This window comes from Microcystis sp. M20BS1 (genome assembly GCF_020245305.1).
Lineage (GTDB): Bacteria > Cyanobacteriota > Cyanobacteriia > Cyanobacteriales > Microcystaceae > Microcystis > Microcystis ichthyoblabe_A.
In genome coordinates, this window is sequence record NZ_JADBUZ010000093.1 from 17031 (window position 1) to 38521 (window position 21491).

Annotated in this window: 23 protein-coding genes; 17 read left to right on the forward strand and 6 right to left on the reverse strand. The window is 43.8% G+C overall.

Annotation, left to right across the window (positions count from 1 at the left end):
• Positions 1-55 precede the first annotated feature (55 nt).
• Positions 56-904, forward strand: coding sequence for a carboxylating nicotinate-nucleotide diphosphorylase (gene nadC / locus IM507_RS09370; protein WP_002731530.1), 849 nt, complete (start codon positions 56-58; stop codon positions 902-904).
• 47 nt (positions 905-951) lie between these two features.
• Here the strand turns inward: nadC and IM507_RS09375 are convergent, their stop codons facing one another.
• Complete coding sequence (locus IM507_RS09375) at positions 952-1749, reverse strand: SAM hydrolase/SAM-dependent halogenase family protein (protein ID WP_002750510.1); 798 nt, start codon at positions 1747-1749, stop codon at positions 952-954.
• A gap of 134 nt (positions 1750-1883) precedes the next feature.
• Here IM507_RS09375 and pirA point away from each other — a divergent pair, with 134 nt between their 5' ends.
• The 6 genes from pirA (at position 1884) to IM507_RS09405 (ending at position 8045) form a co-directional block, all read left to right on the forward strand.
• Entirely contained in the window at positions 1884-2045 is a 162-nt protein-coding gene (pirA, locus tag IM507_RS09380) for an arginine synthesis PII-interacting regulator PirA (protein WP_002733724.1), read from the forward strand.
• 150 nt (positions 2046-2195) lie between these two features.
• Positions 2196-2360 carry a hypothetical protein gene (locus IM507_RS09385; protein WP_002732944.1) on the forward strand — a complete coding sequence of 55 codons (165 nt, stop codon included), beginning with the start codon at positions 2196-2198 and terminating at the stop codon, positions 2358-2360.
• On the forward strand, positions 2353-2808 hold the full coding sequence (locus tag IM507_RS09390) for a GNAT family N-acetyltransferase (RefSeq protein WP_002732819.1): 456 nt from the start codon (positions 2353-2355) through the stop codon (positions 2806-2808). Before IM507_RS09385 ends, IM507_RS09390 begins: the two co-directional genes overlap by 8 nt.
• Positions 2809-3064: 256 nt before the next feature.
• Entirely contained in the window at positions 3065-5107 is a 2043-nt protein-coding gene (locus tag IM507_RS09395; protein ID WP_287636922.1) for a PP2C family protein-serine/threonine phosphatase, read from the forward strand.
• Between the two features lie 124 nt (positions 5108-5231).
• A complete protein-coding gene (locus IM507_RS09400; RefSeq protein ID WP_002798288.1) occupies positions 5232-6281 on the forward strand; it encodes a hypothetical protein in 1050 nt (349 codons plus the stop codon).
• A 165-nt stretch (positions 6282-6446) separates the two neighbouring features.
• Positions 6447-8045, forward strand: a complete 1599-nt coding sequence (locus tag IM507_RS09405; protein ID WP_287636924.1) for a SpoIID/LytB domain-containing protein — start codon at positions 6447-6449, stop codon at positions 8043-8045.
• Positions 8046-8193: 148 nt separating this feature from the next.
• On the opposite strand, the gene IM507_RS09410 is transcribed toward IM507_RS09405, so the two are convergent.
• The 4 genes from IM507_RS09410 to IM507_RS09425 all read right to left on the reverse strand — a co-directional run bounded on the left by IM507_RS09410 (position 8194) and on the right by IM507_RS09425 (position 11779).
• Positions 8194-8883, reverse strand: coding sequence for a potassium channel family protein (locus tag IM507_RS09410; RefSeq protein WP_002732601.1), 690 nt, complete (start codon positions 8881-8883; stop codon positions 8194-8196).
• 78 nt (positions 8884-8961) lie between these two features.
• The gene (locus tag IM507_RS09415) at positions 8962-10296 is read right to left on the reverse strand and encodes a TrkH family potassium uptake protein (RefSeq protein ID WP_069474968.1); all 1335 of its coding nucleotides are present in this window, start codon (positions 10294-10296) and stop codon (positions 8962-8964) included.
• Between the two features lie 9 nt (positions 10297-10305).
• Positions 10306-11454, reverse strand: coding sequence for a glycosyltransferase family 4 protein (locus tag IM507_RS09420; protein ID WP_069474969.1), 1149 nt, complete (start codon positions 11452-11454; stop codon positions 10306-10308).
• 169 nt (positions 11455-11623) lie between these two features.
• Positions 11624-11779, reverse strand: a complete 156-nt coding sequence (locus IM507_RS09425; RefSeq protein WP_002731581.1) for a DUF2256 domain-containing protein — start codon at positions 11777-11779, stop codon at positions 11624-11626.
• Between the two features lie 36 nt (positions 11780-11815).
• On the opposite strand from IM507_RS09425, the gene IM507_RS09430 reads away from it, so the two are divergent.
• Complete coding sequence (locus IM507_RS09430; RefSeq protein ID WP_002746411.1) at positions 11816-12616, forward strand: RNA methyltransferase; 801 nt, start codon at positions 11816-11818, stop codon at positions 12614-12616.
• Positions 12617-12643: 27 nt separating this feature from the next.
• A complete protein-coding gene (locus IM507_RS09435) occupies positions 12644-13825 on the forward strand; it encodes a serine hydrolase (protein WP_287636925.1) in 1182 nt (393 codons plus the stop codon).
• 230 nt (positions 13826-14055) lie between these two features.
• Here IM507_RS09435 and IM507_RS09440 read toward each other — a convergent pair whose 3' ends face one another.
• Positions 14056-14322: a glutaredoxin family protein gene (locus tag IM507_RS09440; protein ID WP_002750529.1), complete on the reverse strand. Its 267-nt coding sequence runs from the start codon at positions 14320-14322 to the stop codon at positions 14056-14058.
• 8 nt (positions 14323-14330) lie between these two features.
• Between IM507_RS09440 and IM507_RS09445 the strand changes: the two genes are divergently transcribed.
• The 8 genes from IM507_RS09445 (at position 14331) to IM507_RS09480 (ending at position 21411) form a co-directional block, all read left to right on the forward strand.
• Positions 14331-14570 (forward strand): hypothetical protein, encoded by a 240-nt coding sequence (locus tag IM507_RS09445; protein WP_002750530.1) that lies wholly within the window; start codon positions 14331-14333, stop codon positions 14568-14570.
• Positions 14571-14729: 159 nt separating this feature from the next.
• A complete protein-coding gene (locus IM507_RS09450) occupies positions 14730-15455 on the forward strand; it encodes a Uma2 family endonuclease (protein ID WP_123230506.1) in 726 nt (241 codons plus the stop codon).
• 172 nt (positions 15456-15627) lie between these two features.
• Positions 15628-16701, forward strand: a complete 1074-nt coding sequence (locus IM507_RS09455; protein WP_287636926.1) for a ParA family protein — start codon at positions 15628-15630, stop codon at positions 16699-16701.
• Positions 16685-16864 carry a hypothetical protein gene (locus IM507_RS09460; protein WP_242028712.1) on the forward strand — a complete coding sequence of 60 codons (180 nt, stop codon included), beginning with the start codon at positions 16685-16687 and terminating at the stop codon, positions 16862-16864. The genes IM507_RS09455 and IM507_RS09460 overlap by 17 nt, the downstream gene beginning before the upstream one ends.
• A 2-nt stretch (positions 16865-16866) precedes the next feature.
• Positions 16867-17445, forward strand: coding sequence for a HEPN domain-containing protein (locus IM507_RS09465; RefSeq protein WP_242028711.1), 579 nt, complete (start codon positions 16867-16869; stop codon positions 17443-17445).
• 146 nt (positions 17446-17591) lie between these two features.
• On the forward strand, positions 17592-19310 hold the full coding sequence (locus IM507_RS09470) for an ABC1 kinase family protein (protein WP_123230508.1): 1719 nt from the start codon (positions 17592-17594) through the stop codon (positions 19308-19310).
• 36 nt (positions 19311-19346) lie between these two features.
• Positions 19347-19724: a hypothetical protein gene (locus IM507_RS09475; protein WP_002734118.1), complete on the forward strand. Its 378-nt coding sequence runs from the start codon at positions 19347-19349 to the stop codon at positions 19722-19724.
• A 349-nt stretch (positions 19725-20073) separates the two neighbouring features.
• Complete coding sequence (locus tag IM507_RS09480; RefSeq protein ID WP_287636927.1) at positions 20074-21411, forward strand: anthranilate synthase component I; 1338 nt, start codon at positions 20074-20076, stop codon at positions 21409-21411.
• Positions 21412-21491 lie beyond the last annotated feature (80 nt).

Here is a 21491-nt window from a genome sequence, read left to right on the forward strand (position 1 = left end):
GGTCAAACCTTCCTAGAATTAAAATAAATACGTCCCGATTGTTTCGATAAATTCTATGTTACCGCCCCTATTAGTTCTTGATCCCTTGTTAGAAAACTGGTTACGAGAAGATCTCGGTAGAGGCGATCGCACCACCCAAGCAATTTTCTTCGGTCATGCTAAAATCGGTCAAGCCACTTGGATTGCCAAGGAAGCGGGAGTTATTGCCGGTTTACCCGTAGCTGAAAGAGTTTTTCAACTACTTAACCCCACTATTCACTTTACCCCCACCGTTGCCGAGGGGGAATTCTGCCCCAAATCTAAAGTTATTGCCGAGATAGAGGGTTCCTTCGATGCGCTGTTAATCGGGGAAAGAGTCGCTTTAAATCTTGCCATGCGCTTGAGTGGGATTGCTAGTGAAACTCGCAAATATGTGGAGAAAATTGCCGATTTATCGACAAGATTGGTGGATACTCGCAAAACTACCCCCGGATTGCGAATTTTAGAAAAATATGCCTCCGGTATCGGTGGCGCTATTAACCATCGTTTGGGGTTAGATGATGCAATTATGATTAAAGATAATCATATTCAAGCAGCCGGCAGCATCGAGGAAGCAGTGCTTCGTGTACGGCAAAATATGCCCTATCCTCTCACAATTGAGGTGGAAACCAGTCAATTAGAAGAAGTGAATCAAGCTCTGCAGCAGCAGGTAGAGATCATTATGTTAGATAATATGGATTTAGAGATGATGCAAACTGCTGTGGAGATGATCCGCAATTTTAATAGTAAAACCAAAATAGAAGCATCGGGAAATATTACCCTCGATCGCATTCGCAACGTGGCCGAAACAGGAGTAGATTATATTTCCACTAGCGCCCCAGTTACCCGTTCTACTTGGTTAGATATTAGTATGAAAATTGATTAAAAGGCTATATCAGTTATCAGTTATCAGTTGTCAGTTATCAGTTTTGATCACTGACTCCTATCTATTCTAACCTCGATCGCATCGCCAATATTTAAGTGTAATTGCTTTTGGGCGCTCCCACTATTGACGGCAATTTCTAACCCCCCGTGACTACCGATAAAAGCGACTATTTCCCCCGAAGGAACATCACTGTAGGTGTTTTTTGTGGGGATAATTTTTGGACCCAACTGCACTGACCAATTTTTTCCTTCTAGGAGATAATCGGGAATATTACTGATTAAATTGCCGAAAATGTCAATATATTGGATTTGTCCCCTCATTTTATCTTCCTCGATTTGCGGAACAGCGATCGCTAACTGTTGCAAGCTATCGGGATCAATAATCTCACCTAATATTTCTAGGGGTACTCCCTGGGCCAAATAAGCGGCCACAGCAGCAAAAATATCACGACCGTGAAAAGTAGTGCTAGGGTTAGGGGTGCGCCAATAGGAAGAATTATTGAGATTAACGGCAGATATAGCGGGAGATTGGCTTAAAATGCCACTAAATAAACCATTATCTGGCCCGACTAAATAACCACCAGCAAAACGAATCCCTACCCCGCGTCTTTTGCTTCCCACCCCCGGATCTATAACTGCCAGATGAATAGTGCCTTGGGGAAAATATTGATAGGCATTCAGGAGGATAAAACGACCAGCGTAGAGGTCTTGGGGCGAAATTTGATGATTCAGATCGATCGTGCGAGCATGGGGGGCAATTCCTGCGATTACTCCCTTGATAATGCCCACATAACCGTCCTGTAGTCCAAAATCGCTAGTAAGGGTTATTAGTGCCTGTTCCTTCATCGACTTGTCCCTAGGTTGGCCAACAGCGTTAATAAATCTTAATGGGAAATTCAGTAGCTAAAGATACATTTTACCAAGGAGAATGTTATGATTTAGATATAAGGTAAGTTAAGTCGCTCAAAAGTCTGTCCATCATGAACAAAAATCGTCAGCAAGTCCTAACACAGGCCACCGTCGCTCATAGAGAAACACTCCGCAGAAATTTGCAACACCGACTGGAAGTAGCTAGAGCGCAGGGAAATGAAGCTTTAGTGCGTCAATTAGAAGCAGAGGCGGCCTATTTGCACCTTCGTTAGATTTAATCGGTGTTTAGTCATAGTCTAGTTGTCGGTATGTAGTGATCGGTATGCCGATCACTTTTTTTTGGGCGAATTTTTTTTAATTGCTGATATCCTAACTGGCAATCCCTAAAATAGAAGGAACAGCAATTTAGAGATCAAATAATTATGGCTTTTTTCCGACAATATATCGCCCCGCTCCTGACTATCTTAGTGTTTTTAGTGGCTCTGGTTGCCACTGGCATCCGGATTTTTTTGCCGGCAGATTTAGCGGCACCCGCTCCGATCGAGCCATCCCTGGGCATAATTTTCTCTTATCCTTGGCATGGCTAACCTTCCCGAAGATTATCGGCTGCGACTGGGCAAAATGGGCGATCGCTATCTACTCATTAATTTTCTCACCCGCAGCTATCAAGAATTTTTTCCCGAACAAAAAAACCTCTCCCATCTAGCTGATACAGTCAGACAGTTTTTTTGCCTTGATACTCCTCTGTGGATCGTCGAAGGACAACAAACGGCGATCGCTTGTCTCTGGATGGGGAGCGCCGTCGATCAGGTGACAGGCGATCGCTATGGTCATATTTTCCTAATTTACGTCGATCCCCAGCATCGTCGCCAAGGTATCGCCAGCGCACTAATCGATCGAGCTAAGGATTGGGCAAAAAGTCGCGGACAAACCCGCATCGGTTTACAGGTCTTCATCAATAACGACAATGCTCTCAATCTCTACCAAAATCTCGGCTTTCAAACTCGCTCTTTGCTGATGTGGAAAAATATTTAGAAACTTTTAGGAGCTGGTCGTCAGGAGACAGGATTCAGGAGACAGGAGACAGGAGATTATTTTATTTATTCTCCCCACACCCCACACCCCACACCCTGGCCCTAGGAAAAACTTTTTGCCGCAAACCCTAATTATTGTCGATCAAGCGACAAAGGTTAAAATTTGGGAAACACTGCAATACACTGGCAGTCAACGTGGTAAAAACACGCTATTTTAGTAACCTATACTAATCGCGCTTTAGGAGTAAGCAGTTTTCATGGACTCCCTGACAACCCTCCAATGTCAAAACCTAACTTGTCTATCCTCGAACGCTCTCACTAATAGATTCTGTGAAAAATGCGGTACTCCTTTAGTTAAGCGCTATTTATGGATGATGGGTGATTGGGTGAGAACCTATTATCGTGTTGGTGAGCTAATTGATAATCGTTATTTGGTCAAACAACCACAAATTGTTCTTGATACTAAACCCGCTCAAGCACCCCAAGCACCGGAAGAACCTCCTAGCTGGCTCTCCCTCTACCTAAAATTGTTACCATTTCATCTCCATATTCCCCAAGTCTATGGCTATATTCCCAGTCCCGACGAACGCTTAGAAATGGACATCTGGCTGTTAGAATACGGCACTATTCCCCTCGATGAAACCGGAGAATTAATTTATCCACAACTATTGCCCACTCTGGACGAGGTTTGGTCGCAAGCTTCCGATTTAAGACAAATTCACTGGTTATGGCAAATGGCCAAACTCTGGCATCCCCTCCAGAAAAAAGCTGTGGTTTCTAGTCTGCTTAACCCTTCGCTGACGAGAGTGAATAATCAGCTGCTGCAATTGCTAGAATTAAGCAAAGACGAGGCTACCGCTCCCAATTTCAAAGATTTAGGGGCCTTCTGGTCCAGTCTGATCCCGACGGCAGCCGCTAATATTCAAGATTTTCTCGCATCCCTAACCCAAGAACTAGAATCCGGTGATCTCGATCGCCCAGAATCCCTGATCGCTATTCTCGATTATGCCCTACAGCACTACGGTGCAGGTCAAGAGCGCAGCTATGAGATTTTCACCTGCACCGATACCGGTCCGATGCGGGAACACAACGAGGATGGCTGTTATCCCCCAGCTAATCAGGCCATAACCCTGTCTAATGGTCAAAATCCCCTGGCGATTGTCTGTGATGGCATCGGCGGTCAGGAAGGGGGCGAAATCGCTTCTCAATTGGCGATCGAAACCCTGCCTAGGGAAATTAATCCCAGTCCCACCACTGATATGGAAGTCTATCCCGATAGTTACAGTCTTGTCCTCGAACAGGCGATTCGTGTCACCAATGATCTGATCAGTCAACGCAACGATCAGGAGTCAAGACAAGACCGCCGGCGCATGGGTACGACTCTAGTTATGGCCTTTGGCCATGCTCAGGAAATGTACGTTGCCCATGTGGGGGATTCCCGTATCTATTGGATTACCCCCCAGGGTTGTCATCAAGTGACGGTAGATGATGATCTCGCTTCTAGGGAAGTGAAATTAGGCTATCTCCTCTATCGTGATGCCATACAGTATCCCAACGCGGGGGCCTTGGTGCAAGCTTTGGGCATGAGTAGCGCCACTAATCTCCATCCCACTGTTCAGAGGTTGATTGTTGATCAAGATTGTGTTTTTCTCCTCTGTTCCGATGGTTTAAGTGATTATGATCGGGTAGAACAATACTGGGACAGTGAAATTCTGCCTCTTTTGCGAGGAGAGAAAACCGTGACGGCCGTGGGGGAAAGTTTATTACAACTAGCTAACCAGAAAAACGGTCACGATAACTCCACCATCGCCCTAGTTTATTGTCGGGTAGTTCCTGCGGCTGAAACTGTCAGGCCTTTAATTTATGCTGAGGTCAAAGAACGAATTATTCCCCATCTTAATGACCAAGATTTTGATCACAACGGGGACACCGACCCCGGAGAAGAAGTGGTGACGGCAATACCCACTCCCTCCCCTGCATCTTCTTCGGTTTCTAGTCGTACTTTTCCCCCCGCGCTCACTAGCGTTTCACCCCCGATGGCAGCGATCGCTATCGGTGTTCTCGGTTTGCTGGCTGCGATCGCTTGGCAATTCTTGGGTCGTCATCCCGCTCCCAATCCATCGATTTCTCCCGCACCCGTCACCGGTCCGAGTCCCACGACCGGGACGACACCTTCCACACCTGTCACCGATACCAATCCAGGGACGACACCTTCCGCACCCGTCACCAGTCCCACGACCGGGACGACACCTTCCGCACCCGTCACCGGTCCGAGTCCCCCCAATGCTTCCCCTAACTAGGGTTTGCGGCAAAAAGTTGTTCGTGGGAACAGGGTGTGGGGTTTTACCTGAAGATTAATCGGCTTGTCGGGGGTTGCCTGAGCGAGTTAAGATAAAATGCCTGATTAACTGCCGAGTCTATCCTATGGTTGATGCTGCGACGTTCTCCTCCGACACCTCCGCGATCATTGATGCCTTTGAAACGCCTCTAGAGTTTAACTTTCAACTGCCGGATCCCGAAGATGAAACTATCCAAGATCATGACTTTCAGCAGCAACTGGATTCTTTTTGGAAAGTTTGCGATCGCTTTGATTTGCAAACGGAAATCTGGCGGGGGCGAATTTTACGAGCTATTCGCGACCGGGAGAAGCAAGGCGGTGATAGTCGCGGTACGGGCTTTTTAAACTGGTTAAAACAGCGAGAAATCACTAAAAGTCAAGCTTATGCTCTGATTCAATTGGCTAATAGTGCCGATACTCTCCTCGCAGAAGGACAACTGGATCCCGATAGTATCAATAATTTTAGTAAACGCGCCTTCGTAGAAACGGCCAAATCTGCCCCCGAAATTCAAAAATTAGTCAGTGATGCGGCCCGACAAGGGGAGAGAATTACCCGTCGGGAGGTGAAGCAATTGGCCGATGAATGGACGGCTATGAGTTCAGATTTACTACCCGATGAAGTGAAGGAAAAGGCCAGCGATGGCAGTTTACCGGCGCGTCATCTCGCTCCCCTAGTGAAAGAATTAGAAAAGTTACCCGATACTCATATCGACACTCTTCGCCAAGAAATCGCCGCTAATCCCGATGTGGACACGGTAAAATTAATTACCTCGGAAGCACGCAGTTTAGCCAAATATCTCGACGCGGCGGCCCAAGTACAAACTCTCCGACGGGGTAATTTAGATATTGAAATGGCTCTAGAAGAAGCTTTGCGCGTCGATTGTCTAAATACGGCGGCGGATCTGGTTAAACAAGCCACACAATTAGAGCAGGCTGTGGCTAAACTTTATACTACTTGGAAACGTTTAGGTAGTTTGTCCGATCGCCTCTATGTGGATACGGGAGCAAGTAATCCCCATCTGCGATCGATGTTAACCTGTTTGGAAAGTTTAACCAGTGAAGTGATCGAAGTGGAACTGGATGAAGGTGGCCAGAAAATGGTACGTTTACGCATTATCAGCGATGGGGGAAGTTAGGTGCTTTGTTGGCGGTTGGGGTTTTAGGGTGTTGGGGTTTTAGGGTTTTAGCTGAAATTCCCCATTTCCCCATTTCCCCATTTCCCCATTTCCCCAACGGCTTGCTGCTATAATCTCTGAATATCCTCAAATTTTATGAAAACTTATTAACAGATACTTGACTTTATGCTAAAAATCAAGGAAAAAAAACCAATAATTAGCATCGGTTCCATAACTGCGGCGATCTTGCTCAGTTTAACCCTAATTCCTGCCGCTATGGCCAAGGATGTACTTCTGAGAGTGGGCATTGTCCAACGTTTTGGCGATGAAGCCAAGGAAAAATTAACCCTGAGCAGTACCAGTGGTGATAATCTCACCCTGCGCGTGGTAGGAGAAGATGGCCAATCCCAAACCCTGCAAACCAATCGCCTACAATTAGAAGTTATTCCCCGTCCCCTTGCTTCTCCCATCCTCCAAGAAAAAGTCATTTTAAGCGACCACGCCACCTTTGAAACCGCCGAAAATAGCGCCAAAAACTGGGCAAAAATGGGCATTAAAGTGGAAATCACCCAACCCGGACGCTGGCAGGTTTGGGCAAAGCGAGAAGTTTATGAAAATCCCCTAGTGCGACATTGGTTGCTGACCAGTTTGCAAGCCAAAGGCTACAATCAACCCTATATTAATAGTGTTTTACTCAAAGAAAAGCCGCAAGTTTCTTTCCAAATCAACGGGGTGCGCTATTTTCCCAAAGAATTGGAAATCGAGAGCCAAAAAAACCTAATTCAAGTCAGCCATAGCCCCGATCAGGTACGTTTGTACGGTGGGACTATGCGCCTACAGCCCAACGCCTACGGCACTTTTACCCTAGTTAATAACGTTCCCCTCGAAACCTACCTGCGCGGGGTTGTCCCCCACGAAATCGGTCATGATGCCCCAGAAAGTGCCACCCAAGCGCAAACTATTATCGCCCGTACCTACGCCCTCCGCAATCTCCGCCGTTTTCAAGCCGATAATTACGAACTCTGTGCCGATACCCATTGTCAAGTTTATTATGGATTGACGGGAACTAATCCCCGGGCTGATCAAGCGATCGCATCCACGCGAGGCCTGGTTTTAACCTACCAAAATGAGTTAGTGGATGCCCTTTATTCCTCCACCACCGGCGGAGTAACTGCCCTCTTTAGTGATGTGTGGGATGGGGAAGAAAGACCTTATCTCCGGGCAGTGGTGGACTCCCCTAATCGAGTTTGGGATCTGTCGAAACAATCCCTCGCTAATGAGACAACTTTTCGCCAGTTTATTAATCTTAAAGATGGTTTTAATGAGACGGGACGACGGGTTTTTCGCTGGCAAAAACAAGCTTCTTTAGCTGATTTGAGTCAAGACCTAGAAACCTATCTAACACGGCGAAAACATCCCCTGGCCGACTTCCAGAAAATCCAATGGATGGAAGTGACTAAACGCTCTCCTTCCGGTCGGATTCTGACTATGACCATTCAAACCGATAAGGGGATTTTGGAACTGCATAAAAATGAGGTGCGTAGTGCTTTGGGACCGCCTCGCAGTACCCTATTCTACATCGATCCTATCTACGATACCAATCGACAGATCCAGGGTTATAACTTTATTGGTGGCGGTTTTGGCCACGGGGTGGGATTAAGTCAATTTGGTTCCTATAATTTAGCCCGTTTGGGTTGGTCTCCCGAACAAATTCTCGCTTTCTATTATCCCGGTACCACCATCCAACCTCTCAATAATTCGATTATCTTTTGGCGAGGAAATTAATCAGTTATCAGTTATCAGTTATCAGTTATCAGTTATCAGTTATCAGTTATCAGTTATCAGTGAACAGGGATATCAGGAGAAAAAAGCTGACGGCTGACGGCTAAAAGGCTGACGGCTAAAAAATCGCCTTCATCTATTTGACTAAATTTTACATCGGTAAACGCTGAATATCTCGGTTAGAACCAATTACCACCATGGCTAAATCCTTGTGTAATCTTTCTTGGGGATTGGGGTTAATCTTGAATTTTTCCGCATTACCGACAGCGACAATATTTAACCCATAACGATTACGAATTTCTAACTCTGCTAGGGTTTTACCGTGAAAAGCTTCCGGGACTTTTAACTCGACAATACTATGTTCAGGATCGAGATCAAATCGTTCTAAAATTGATGGTCTAGTTAAACGGTGCGCTAACTCACAACCGGCATCGTATTCGGGAAACACTACTAAATCTGCGCCAACTTTTTTGAGTAATTTTCCATGGATTTCTGTGGAGGCTTTAGCGGCGACAAAATTAACCCCCGCTTCCTTACAATTGAGAGTAGTAATGATACTTTCTTCCACGTATTTACCAATAGCGACAATCACCGTATCGGTTTCAAAAATTCCCGCTTCTCGCAGAGCGTTAGGTTTGGTAGAATCAAGTTCGATCGCATTATCTACTATTCGATCAGATAACGCTTGTGCTACTAATCCTTCGTCAATATCTGTCCCTACCACTTGATAACCTTGTTTGCGTAGGGTTTCACAAACGGCTCGCCCAAATCTGCCTAATCCGATGACGGCAAATTGGCGATTTTGGGGACGCATACTACTAAAAAATTTAATTGATTGCATAAGAAGTTAAACTGTTACGCATTTAAAATGCTAGTGTCAATGAGTGAGGAGACAAGAGAAACTGATAACTGATATTAATTATCCCACTAAAAGGTTTTCTTCGGGGTAATTAATAACTGTTGGTTTCGGATCGCCGATAATGGCCGCTATTAAAAGTATAACTCCTACCCGTCCAAGATACATCATAAAAACGATAATTAACTTAGAGATCGGTGATAAAGCGGCGGTTATTCCCATAGATAAGCCGACAGTTCCAAAGGCAGAAACTACCTCGAAAAATAGTTGAATCATTTTAAAATCTGTCTCCACAAATGAGATAGCTAGGGTGGAGATAATAATCGCTATAACTGAACCAAAAACCACCGCCATTGACTTTAAAATTAACGGCATAGGAATGCGTCTTTGATAAAGAGTCACTTCTTCACGTCCCCGTAAAACCGAGCGGGTACAGTTATATAAAATCCTAAAAGTTGTGGTTTTAATACCTCCCCCTGTACCGCTAGGACTGGCTCCTATAAACATCAAAGCCATGGTAATTAATAAACCTTCTACGGAAATTTTACCAATATCAATGGTATTAAATCCTGCTGTTCTCGATGTTACCGATTGGAACCAAGCACCCAGCAATTTATCTTTCAGTGATAAATTAGCCAAAGTGTCACCATTTCCCTGTTCAGTAAGTAAAAAAGCCAAGGTTCCTATCACTAATAAAAATATAGTTGTGCTGATAGCAACTTTATAGTTAAGAGAAAAAACAAAGCCTTTTCGTTTATATTGAAAGCGGTAAATAAACCAAGTGTAAAACTCGATAATTACCTGATAACCGATACCTCCAAAAATGATCAGTCCTGTGATAGATAAGTTAATAATAATTGAAGAATGATAGGACATCAAGTTATCTTTAAACAAGCCAAAACCCGCATTATTCCAAGCACTAATACTATGAAATAAAGATAACCACACCGCATATCTAAAATCATACTTTTGGGCGAAGACAGTTAACATAACCAAAGTTGCTGTTAACTCAAAAACTAAAGTAGTAGCAATCACTGATTTCATTAAACTTTGACTACCTTGTAGGAAAGGTCGATCAAAAGATTCTTGAATTGCTAACTTCTGTCTCAGGTCAAATTTTCGCCCAATTAATAACATTAAAAAAGTGGTAGTGGTCATATATCCCAGTCCACCCACTTGAATTAATAAAGCGATAAATAATTGACCCCAAAAAGAAAAATAAGTACCCGTATCTACCACTGCTAAACCCGTGACACAGACAGCAGAAGTGGAGGTAAAGAGGGCAACAATTGGATCATTCCAAGTGCCGCTAGTGGTAGAAACAGGCAACATTAACAGGGAAGTTCCCGCTAAAATTACCGCCATAAATCCCAAGCAAATTGTCCGGGCAATCGTCATATAAATTCCTTAGTGAAAGTAGCTAAGAGAAGAATGTTTTTGGGCTAACACTTCTTGATAAACTAACTGTAAGCGATCGATATTTTTGCTAAGAGTGTAAGATTCTAAAACTCTTTGACGGGCTTTTTGACCTAAAATTGTGGTTAATTCGGGATGATCTCGTAATACAGGCAAGAGAGTTTTTAATTGGGTAATTAGTCCTCTAGTATCTAGAACTATTCCCGCACCTTTTAACACTTCCCCATCGGCACCCACATCCGTAGCCAGACAAGCAACACCGCAGGCCATCGCTTCCAAAAGGGAAATCGATAAACCTTCCACTAAAGAGGGTAAAATAAAGCCGTCAACCCCGCGCAGAATTTCAATTCGTTTATTTTCATCGCCGATAAAACCTAACCAGATAATACCATCTTCTTCCCCATAAAAAGGTTTAAGGGAAGGAGTCAACGGACCATCTCCAACAATGAGCAGTTTGCATCTATCCCCTAAATTGGTTTTTTTCCAGGCTTTCAATAAAGATTCTACATTTTTCTCCGGCATGATCCGACCGAGATAAATAAATAAACAATCGGCATTATATTGAGCTTTAATATTCGATAGTCCTGGACAATACTTATTAATATCAACCCCATTGGGAATAATTGCTAATTTTTCTTCGGGAACTCCCAATTTAACTAAAAAATCCCGTTGAGAGGTGGAAAAAATAATTACCTTATCGTAATTAGCTAAAAAAGGGGCGTGTAGTTGGTAGGTTAATAATTGGGTACTAGAGATGAGATTGCGAATTTTACTATCAAAAGCCGGGTGAAAAGTCGCCACTAGAGGCAAATCTAAAGACTCACAAATTTCTGGTAGCAGAAAATCGAGGGGAGACAGGGGTAAGGACGCATGAACTAGATCGGGTTTCAGTTCCCTGAGTTTATCCTGTAGAACCCGACTCGATTTCAGGGTGGGAATAGTATAGACTTGGGAACTATAGAGACGTGGCAGGGTGATTTCGTCGTAAAAGTCGGGCCAATCGCTTACGGTGGGTTTTTCGGAAGAAAAATGCAGAAAACTGACTTGATAATCTCGATCGAGCAGGGAATTAGTCACTTCTCGCCCATAGGTAACGTTACCGCAAAAAGGAGATTTTTTTCCTAACCAGGCAATGTGCATTGAGATTCTCTTAAGAAAAAGTTAATTTAGCCAAATATCAGCTTACTAAATTAACCGTAAAATTAAAAGCGAATAGAGTACCTAAGCAAAATTAATTACCCATCTAAGTCCTCAGCTAAAAATTGCCTTTTGCAAGAGTGCCTATTTGATAGTTAAAATTCTCGGCTTTTTACTGATTCGCCGAGGACTTGCGACGACGACAACGTTCTGAACAGTATTTGACCTCATGCCAACAGTTTTGCCACTTTTTGCGCCAAGTAAAGGATAAACCGCAAACGGGACAAATTTTACTGGGAAGATCGGACTTCGAGAGCTGACGTGCCATGATTAAAATTAAAAAGTCAAAAACTGCGCCTTATCTATGAGTGTAGATGAAAATAATCCGAGTTCCCCACTCGATCGCCTGAGAATTATTTTAGTTGAACCTGCAGGAGCCTTAAATGTGGGTTCCACTGCCAGAATTATGCGAAATATGGGCTTAAGTCGCTTAATTATCGTCAATCCCGCCTGTGATATCCTTGCAGAAGAAGCGCGACGCATGGCAGTACACGGAATTGAAGTCCTAGAAAACTGTTCACAGGTAGCCACCCTGGGGGAAGCTTTGCAGGGTTGTCATCGCATCATTGCCACCACCTCGAAACCCCGTCACCTGAATACTCCCCTCGAAACACCCCGGACCGCCTTACCCTGGTTACTCACCCCTAACCTAGAATCGGCCCTAATTTTCGGGCCAGAAGACCGGGGTTTAAGTAACAGCGAACTGAACCACGCCCAGCGTTTTGTCGGTATTCCCGCTAATCCTCAATATTCCTCCCTTAATCTGGCCCAAGCGGTGGCGGTTTGCTCCTACGAACTGTACCAAATGGCGACGGAAAATAGGCTCGAACCCCCGTTAGAAATGCTCCCTAATGCCACTTTTGAGGCTCTAGAAGGCTATTATCAGCACTTAGAGAGCTTTTTGCTCAAAATTGGCTATCTTTACCCCCACACCGCCGCCGCTAGGATGGAGAAATTCCGGCAATTTTATCATCGGGCCCGGCCCACGGTGGAGGAATTAGCCCTGCTGCGGGGTATTATCGGTCATATTGAAAGTATCGGGCAACTTTTTCTCGGTCTTGATAGTCTCAAGGGCAAGAAAAAAAATTCTCCTAGCGACCGATAATAAATCTGGATACCCTTGAGGAAAACCGTGACTCGTCAAGTAACTCGTCGTCCTACTAAAGTCCAATCTGGCCCTGGGTCCCCTAAGTCCCTGGACTCAAACAACAAAAAAAAGTCTTTACCGGTTAAAAGGGCAAAAAAACAGCGTAAACCTAACCTAATCGCTTCTTTTCTCCTTCAGGTTCTTCGCTTCTCTATCCTTGGTGTCGGTTTAGGTGCGATCGCTGGTACGGTTTTAACGGTGGTGGATCCGAGCAAATTACCCCTACACCCAAAACCCACCGCTACTAATTCCCCGACTCCCAAACCCGTCACCCCAAAACCGACCACCTTAGTCTTCAACGAAAATCTCAGCAGCCTTAACCAGAAATTACAGGCTTTAGCGGTCAAATATCCGAAATTACAGACGGGAGCATTATTTATTGACCTTGATAACGGTGCTTACGCTAATTTTCGCGGAGATACTATTTTTGCTGCCGCTAGTACGATTAAAATCCCGATTCTGGTGGCCTTTTTTGAGGATGTGGACGCGGGGAAAATTCGTCTCGATGAAACCCTTGTGGCCACTAAGGATGTCCTGGCCAGTGGGTCTGGGGATATGCAGTATCTAGGATTGAATAAAACCTATACTGCCCTAGAAACCGCCACTAAAATGAACGTAATTAGCGATAATACCGCTACTAATATGTTAATTAAGCGGATGGGCGGCAAAAAGGCTCTTAATCAGCGTTTTCAAGCTTGGGGTTTGACCAGTACGGTAATTAATAACCCTTTACCAGACTTGGAAGGAACCAATACCACAAGTCCGAGAGATTTGGTGACAATCTTAGGAAAAGTTAATCAAGGGGAATTACTTAGTTTACGTTCCCGCGATCGTCTATTGAATATTATGCAGGAAACGCGCACTCGCACCCTGCTGCCCCAAGGTATCGAGAAATCCGCCGATATTGCCCATAAAACCGGTGATATTGGCTCAATGTTAGCGGATGCGGGGATTATTGATATGCCCAACGGGAAACGCTATCTAGGAGCAGTGATGGTCAAACGTCCCCACAATGATAGTAACGCTAGGACTCTGATTCAACAAATATCGCGCACGGCCTACCAACACTTTAAATGGTATCAAACTCAACCCGCAGCCAAACCGCAACCAGTCGCCCAGTCTTCTCCCTCTCCTAGTCCAGTCGTTATTCCTAGTCCGGGTAATTAGGGTTTGCGGCAAAAAGTTTTTCGTGGGGGTAGGGTGTGGGGTGTGGGGTGTGGGGTGTGGGGTGTGGGGTTTTACCCATTTTCAGGTGGTCAATTACCTAATTTTCAGGGAAAAAGTACCTGAATTTTGCCCCCGATCCCCCCAATGGCTGACACTTTTTGAGGGAAAAAAAGTCTAAAAGTCTTATCCAACAAGGTTTTTAGATTTATTCAGCAAACCCTAATTAGCCCCTAGGTTAAATTATTGGCTAAAAGACGGGCTAATTGTTCGGCATTTGCCCGGGGGGAAAGACGAGGGAGGATTTTTTCCCCCGTGGCCAGTTTTTGACAGAGAACGGGGATTTCGTACTGATAAGCGTTAAACCAATCCTCTCGACTGGTAATGTCCCTAATTTCTAACTGCCACTCCGGTTGACGGATTTTTTCTAGTTTTTCTAGCAACCCTTCGCAAAGATGACAGTCCGGCTTACTGTATAAAATTAGTTCTATGGTAGTCATAAATATTTATGTTCATTACCTCCACGATTAGTCTCTCATCAACAATTCTACAAACTCCCACACCCACACCGACTTTAAATAATAATTTAGTTAATTCAGGTTCTCAAAATCTAGTCTATATCGGTGTGTTTCTTCTGGCAATTACCCTAGTCATGGTTATTGGTATTATCAATCAAAAAATTGAATACGCTCTCATTTTTGCCGCCACTCTCACCGTTATTTTAGTTGCTTTTTTCTGGTTTTTATAAGTCCTTCAACCAAGGGGATTGAGGTCATGATATTCTGACTTCCCCAACCGACTCCTAACACCCTATATACAAGCAAAACGATCGGACTTATAATATAATTGTATTGATTGTGGCTTGTTGCTAGAATCACCCCAAATTGACTCAATGGGTTTATAAACGATGACAACCCTAGATATTGCTACCGATATTGTCTGTCCTCCCACCGATTTATGGAGTGATGAACCACCATTGGAAAGTGATCTGCATTTACAACAAATTATTTTATTATTATCTTGTCTTGATTGGCTCTGGCAAGATAGAAACGATTACTATGCTTCGGGCAATTTGACTATTTATTATAACGAAAGACAACTAAAACAGCGAGATTTTTGTGGACCAGATTTCTTCGTGGTTTTAGATACAGAGAAACGTCCCAGGAAAAGTTGGGTCGTCTGGGGAGAAGGGGGTAAATATCCCAATCTAATCATCGAAATTCTCTCCGATTCCACCGCTAATGTGGACAGAAAAGCCAAAAAGGAACTATATCAGCATACTTTCCGGACTCCTGAATATTTTTGGTTTGATCCCAATACCTTAGAATGGCAAGGATTTACTTTAATCGAGGGACAATACCAACCGATTACCCCTAATGAAAAAGGTTATTTATGGAGTAAGCAACTGGGATTATATTTAGGAATTTTTGCCAATAAATTGCGCTATTTCACCGAATCGGGTGAATTGGTTCCCACCCCTCAAGAGTCGGCCCAACAGGAAAGATTAGCGAAAGAACGGGAAAGATTAGCCAAAGAACAGGAAAGATTAGCCAAAGAAAGAGAACAACAACGGGCGGAAAAATTAGCCCAAAAGCTGCGAGAATTGGGCATTAATCCCGATGAAATTGCTTAAATATCCGATTGGGGGTGTTAGGGTGGAAACCATGGCGCAATTTTTCCTTAATTGCTAGGCATTAAAACGAGTAATCCGAAACTCTGATTCTAGCCTAGAAATCATGGCAAAATCTCCACACTGATGTTACAATAATGACCAAGGGCAACAATCTTCAAATATAATTAATGCCATGGTGCAAAAAATAGCTTTTTTTAATCATAAAGGTGGAGTGAGCAAAACTACAACCACTTTTAACCTTGGTTGGATGCTTGCTGAGAAGGGCAAAAGAGTAATTATTGTCGATACCGATCCCCAATGTAACTTAACTGGTATGGCTTTGACTAATGAAAGTGAAGATAGGGAGGAAAGACTACAAGCAATCTACAATACTTACTCTAATATTAAAACAGCTTTAGCACCTGCTTTTGAGTCTCAACCGAGATTAATTGAAGCTGTGGACTGTATTCCTATTGATGGTCGTGATCGTTTATTTCTATTGCCCGGTCATGTGGGGTTGGCTGAATATGAAGTTACCCTAGGTATTGCTCAAGAACTTAGTGGGTCAATTCAGGCTTTAAAAAATCTCCCCGGTGCGATTACATATTTATTAGACAAAACTGCCGAAAGATTTCAAGCTGACTATATTTTAATCGATATGAGTCCCAGTTTGGGGTCAATCAATCAAAATATACTGATGACCAGCAACTTTTTTATTGTGCCAACCACAGCGGATTTTTTCTCGGTTATGGCTATCGATTCTTTAACTAAAATCTTGCCTAAGTGGCACCAATGGGCCAAGGCAGCTAGTGCTTTACCAATTCTCAAAACCGCCAACTATCCCTTCCCTGAAGTTAACCTACATTTTTTGGGAACTATTGTTCAAAACTATCGAATTATTCGTGGAAAAGAAACAAAAGCCTTTGAAAACTGGATTAACACAATCGAGGAAAATATCGGCAATAAAATGATTCCAGCCCTAGGAAAAAATGGCATGATGCTACCGAAATTTATCTACGATCAGAATGGTGTACCAGACTGCTGTACTCTAGTAAAAATTCCTAATTTTAATAGTCTTATTGCCTTATCTCAAGAGCATCAAATGCCTGTTTTTGCGCTAACTGCTGAACAATTGAAATCAGCTAAGTGGCAGGGTAAAGTGTTAGGTAAAGCCCAAGAAAAACAAGAGGACTTTAAAAAGATTTTTTCTGACTTAGCAGACAAAGTTATCGGTCTTACCTCCGAGATTTATGCAGTTAGCCATTGAACAATTTCGCCTTAGTCTTGCCCGCGTTCGTGACTTGATCGCTATCCACAATTCCCTCAAATCTCAGACTACTTCGGACCTAGATGTATCGGATATCCTCAGAGCCGCTTTAGTCCTGACTGTGAGCGCTTTAGATATTATGTTCACGAAGTGGTTACTCTAGGAATGCTAGAAATTTATCGAGGCCAACGTTCAGAACCTTCTCCCACTCCTAACAGTTCTCAATCTGCCTTTTCTCGTTTTCAAGTCTCCTTGAATGGCGCACGACAAGAACGATTGATAGCTATTAGTATTGGCTCTTGGTTAGAGAACGAAATTCAACAAAACTACGGTTCTTTTTTTGATCAAGAATCTCGCTCAATTTCCGAGGTACTACCAATGATTGAAAATCTCCTCACCAACAAACTTAATAGTAATTATTGGCTAGAGACTGAAATTAGAGAAAACCTCAGATATAAAAGCTTTCAACAACCGGACAAGATAGCGGAGGCCATTAGATTAATTTCAGCCAAGAAATTGTGGGAAGAAGTGGCCAGCAAACTAAATAAACCAGCCAAAGATATTAAAAGCCAACTTAGCATAATTGTTGATCGAAGGAACAAAATCGCCCACGAAGCTGATATAGACCCGAGTTACGGCATTGGCAGTCGCTGGAATATCGATGAAAATCTCGTTAATGATGCCGTTACCTTTATAGAACAGCTTGTTGAAAATATCCATCAGGTACTTGAGGACATCCACTAGCCGAAAATTTCCCCGGCAGTCCAGCCATAAATACTTATGATTTCTCAGGGAATTATAACAATTATTAAATAATGTGTAGTTTTGTATACTGAAGTCAAGAACTTAGCTACAATATGAAGTGGCGTAAGATATATAGAGATTAGCTTGTGAGTCGGAATCAAGACAGTCAAACTGACCGGAAACGAGAAGAAACACAGTTCACTCCTTACAGTGCAGCAGCGATCGCTCAACAATACCGTTATAAACCTTGGCAATTGTTCGGTCGCGCTTTCGTGATTATTTGGTCTTTAGGATTATTTCTCCTCAGTCTCCTCTGGGACAAATGGACAAAGCAAGAAGAAGCCAATAAATACCGGCGTGCCAGCGAACTTAGGCAAATTCTCACCCGTTTGGGTCCCACCTTCATCAAAGTCGGTCAAGCTCTCTCTACCCGTCCCGACCTCGTTCGCAAAGACTTTTTAGACGAATTAGTTAAACTGCAAGACCAACTTCCCCCCTTCGATAACCACATCGCTTTTGCCATTATCGAGACAGAATTGGGGATGCCTGTAGAAAAAGCCTATCGAGAAATATCCCCCACCCCGGTAGCTGCCGCTAGTTTAGGACAGGTTTACAAAGCTATTCTCCCCACCGGCGAAGAAGTAGCCGTTAAAGTGCAACGGCCCGGGCTGCGGTCGCTTTTAAGCCTTGATTTATATCTAATGCGCTGGGCCGCCCAAAAATTCGGCCGTTTATTACCCCTCAATCTCGGCCACGACCTCACCCTGATTGTCGATGAATTCGGCACCAAACTCTTTGAGGAAATCGACTATCAAAACGAAGGTCGCAACGCCGAAAAATTCGCCACCAACTTCCAAAATAACCCCGAAGTTAAAGTTCCCAGTATCTACTGGCGTTATAGCGGTCGCCGCGTCCTCACCCTGGAATGGATTGATGGCTATAAACTCACCGATACCGAGAACATCAAAGCTTTAGGATTAGACCCCAATAATATCGTTAAAATCGGCGTAACCTCTGGATTACAGCAACTCCTCGAACACGGCTTTTTCCATGCTGATCCCCATCCGGGTAATCTTTTCGCCACTTTTGATGGTCGCATGGCCTATATTGATTTTGGCATGATGGACCAGTTAGAGGAGGAAACTAAAGAAACCCTCGCTAGTTGCGTCGTCGATTTAATTAACAAAGACTACGAAAACCTGGCCGCCAACTTTGTCAAACTGGGATTTTTAACCCCAGAAACGGATATAAAACCCATTATTCCGGCTCTAGAACGGGTTTTAGGCAATGCCATCGGTCAAAGGGTCGGTGACTTCAATTTCCGCACTATTACCGATGAGTTCTCCGAATTGATGTACGAGTATCCCTTCCGGATTCCCGCCAAATTCGCCCTGATTATTCGTTCCCTCGTCACCCAAGAAGGGGCAGCCCTCACCCTCGATCCTAACTTCAAAATCGTCCAAGTGGCCTATCCCTACGTCGCTAAACGTCTCCTGACCGGGGAATCGCCCCAACTGCGCCGACGTTTACTGGATGTGCTGTTCAAAGACGGTAAATTCCAGTGGCAACGCCTAGAAAACATGATTACAATGGCTAGATCGGAAAGTAACTTCGATTTACTGCCCACAGCGCAATTAGGCATCACTTTTCTTCTCTCGGAAGAAGGTCGTTATCTGCGTCGTCAATTGCTATTAGCTTTAACGGAAGATGACCGTCTCCATACTGCCGAAGTGCAACGTCTCTGGGGTTTAATTCAAGGAGAATTGCAACCGCGGCGACTCTTGGATGTGGCCATGAGCGCTTTTCGGGAATTATCGTCCCAAGGTGTGGCCGCTGTCCTTCCGCGAGAAACCAGTTCGCGTTAAAGTGTTTAAGGTCATTATCGCTTAATCACTTTTTCTATGGATTATTATTTTCTGCCCCAACCTCCCTATTTTCTAGTTTTTGCCGGTTTATTTATCGGTATTACCTGCGGGGCTGCTTTTGAAGCTAGTCTCAAGCAAGTGGTTAACAATTGGTATAAAAATAAGGGTTCAGACGATCAAAATCTTTTAAAATCCAGTTCCTTACAAATTCCTTTTATTGGTATTTGTGTAGGAATCTGTCTTTTCCTGGCCTCGGGATTAGATATATTTATTCTCAATGGTTGGGTTGCCTACGCTATCTCTCTCCCGATGACTATCTTTATCGGTGGTTTGGTTTGGAGTCAGTTAGGGGAATTGTTAGGCCAATTACAGCGCGGCGGTTCTAAAGAAATTGACCTCGATTATCGGGGATAATTACGAGGCAGCAAACATTTAGGACTAAGAGAATAGGTGTTAGCAGATAGGAAAGATCAACTACCCCACAACTAACACCAAACCCCTAGTTAGGGTTGGCTGAATAAATCTAAAAACCTTGTTGGATAAGGTCTTTAGACTTTTTTTCCCTCAAAAAGTGCCGACCATTGGAGTGATTGGGGGGAAAATTCCGGGACTTTTTCCCTGAAAATTAGGTAATTGACCACCTGAAAATGGGTAAAACCCCACACCCCACACCCCACACCCTACACCCTACCCCCACGAAAAACTTTTTGCCGCAAACCCTAGTTATACCCAATTTCCCAGCTATTTTGGCCCGCGATTTTAGATGCAAAAACCTTTAGCATGGCATTGGCGATCGCTTCCTCTGCATCAGCGCACTGGTTCCGAGGTTTTTGCTTGCTTATTCGCCCAAGATGCGATCGCTACTTTACTAGAAAGTCCCTATCCGGGTAATTCCCTCTCCCGTTACTCTCTTTGTGCTGGTTCCCCGCGTCAGCTTTGGACCCCCGCATTAGGGGAAATTTTGCCCTTTTTAAGCAGTTTACTCCCCCAACCCCGATGTGGTCATCTTCCCGATCATCTTCCCTTCCATGGCGGTTGGTTGGGGTGGTTAGGCTACGATTTAGCTTGGGAAATAGAAAAATTACCCGACAGGAAAGCTGATACTCTCCCTTTTCCCGTCGCTTATTGGTATGAACCGGATAGTTTTGCCATTCTCGATCACCAAGCACAAATTCTCTGGTTAGCTGCCACTAAACCCGAAGATTTAGATAAATACGAACAATCTTTAACCACTAACCCCGATTTTGAGTTCATCGATCCCCAACCCTCTCCCTTAATCTTTTATACTTCTCAACTCGACTACGAAAAAGCTGTTAAAAAAGCCTTAGATTATATCAGAAAAGGTGATATTTTTCAAGCAAATTTATCCCTAAGATTTCAAAGCACAACTAGGGCAAAAGGATGGCAAATTTATCGCAGTTTACAACAGATTAACCCTTCTCCTTTTGCCAGTTATTGGCGCACCCCTTGGGGAGAAATGATTAGTTGTTCTCCCGAAAGATTGGTCAAATTAGAAAGGGGAATAGCCAGCACTAGACCGATAGCTGGAACCCGTCCCCGGGGTAAAACCGAGGCACTCGATCAACAATTAGCCGAGGAACTATTAACTAATAAAAAAGAGCGCGCCGAGCATATTATGCTAGTGGATCTAGAACGTAATGATCTGGGTAGAGTTTGTGAATGGGGATCGGTGGATGTGGATGAATTACTGACGATCGAGCGTTATAGTCACGTTATGCACTTGGTCAGTAATGTTCAAGGAAAATTAGATAAAAAGTATCATGCTATTGATTTAATTAAAGCTCTTTTTCCTGGGGGAACAATTACTGGTTGTCCGAAAGTTCGTTGTCTAGAAATTATCGAAGAATTGGAACCAGTGCGACGCAATTTATTCTATGGTTCCTGTGGCTATATTGACCTACGGGGTCATTTAGATTTGAATATTCTCATCCGTACCCTATTAATGACTAATCAAGGGAATTTAAACACCGTTTGGGGACAAGTGGGAGCGGGAATAGTTGCCGATAGCGATCCCGAAAAAGAATGGTTAGAATCCCTTCATAAAGCTGAGGCACAATTAATCGCTTTACGTTCTTTTTAATTGTTGATTTCAACAAACTAACCTATTGTTGCATCTTGCATGAGTGCCTTTTGCCTTTTGCATGAGTGCCTATCCTAACC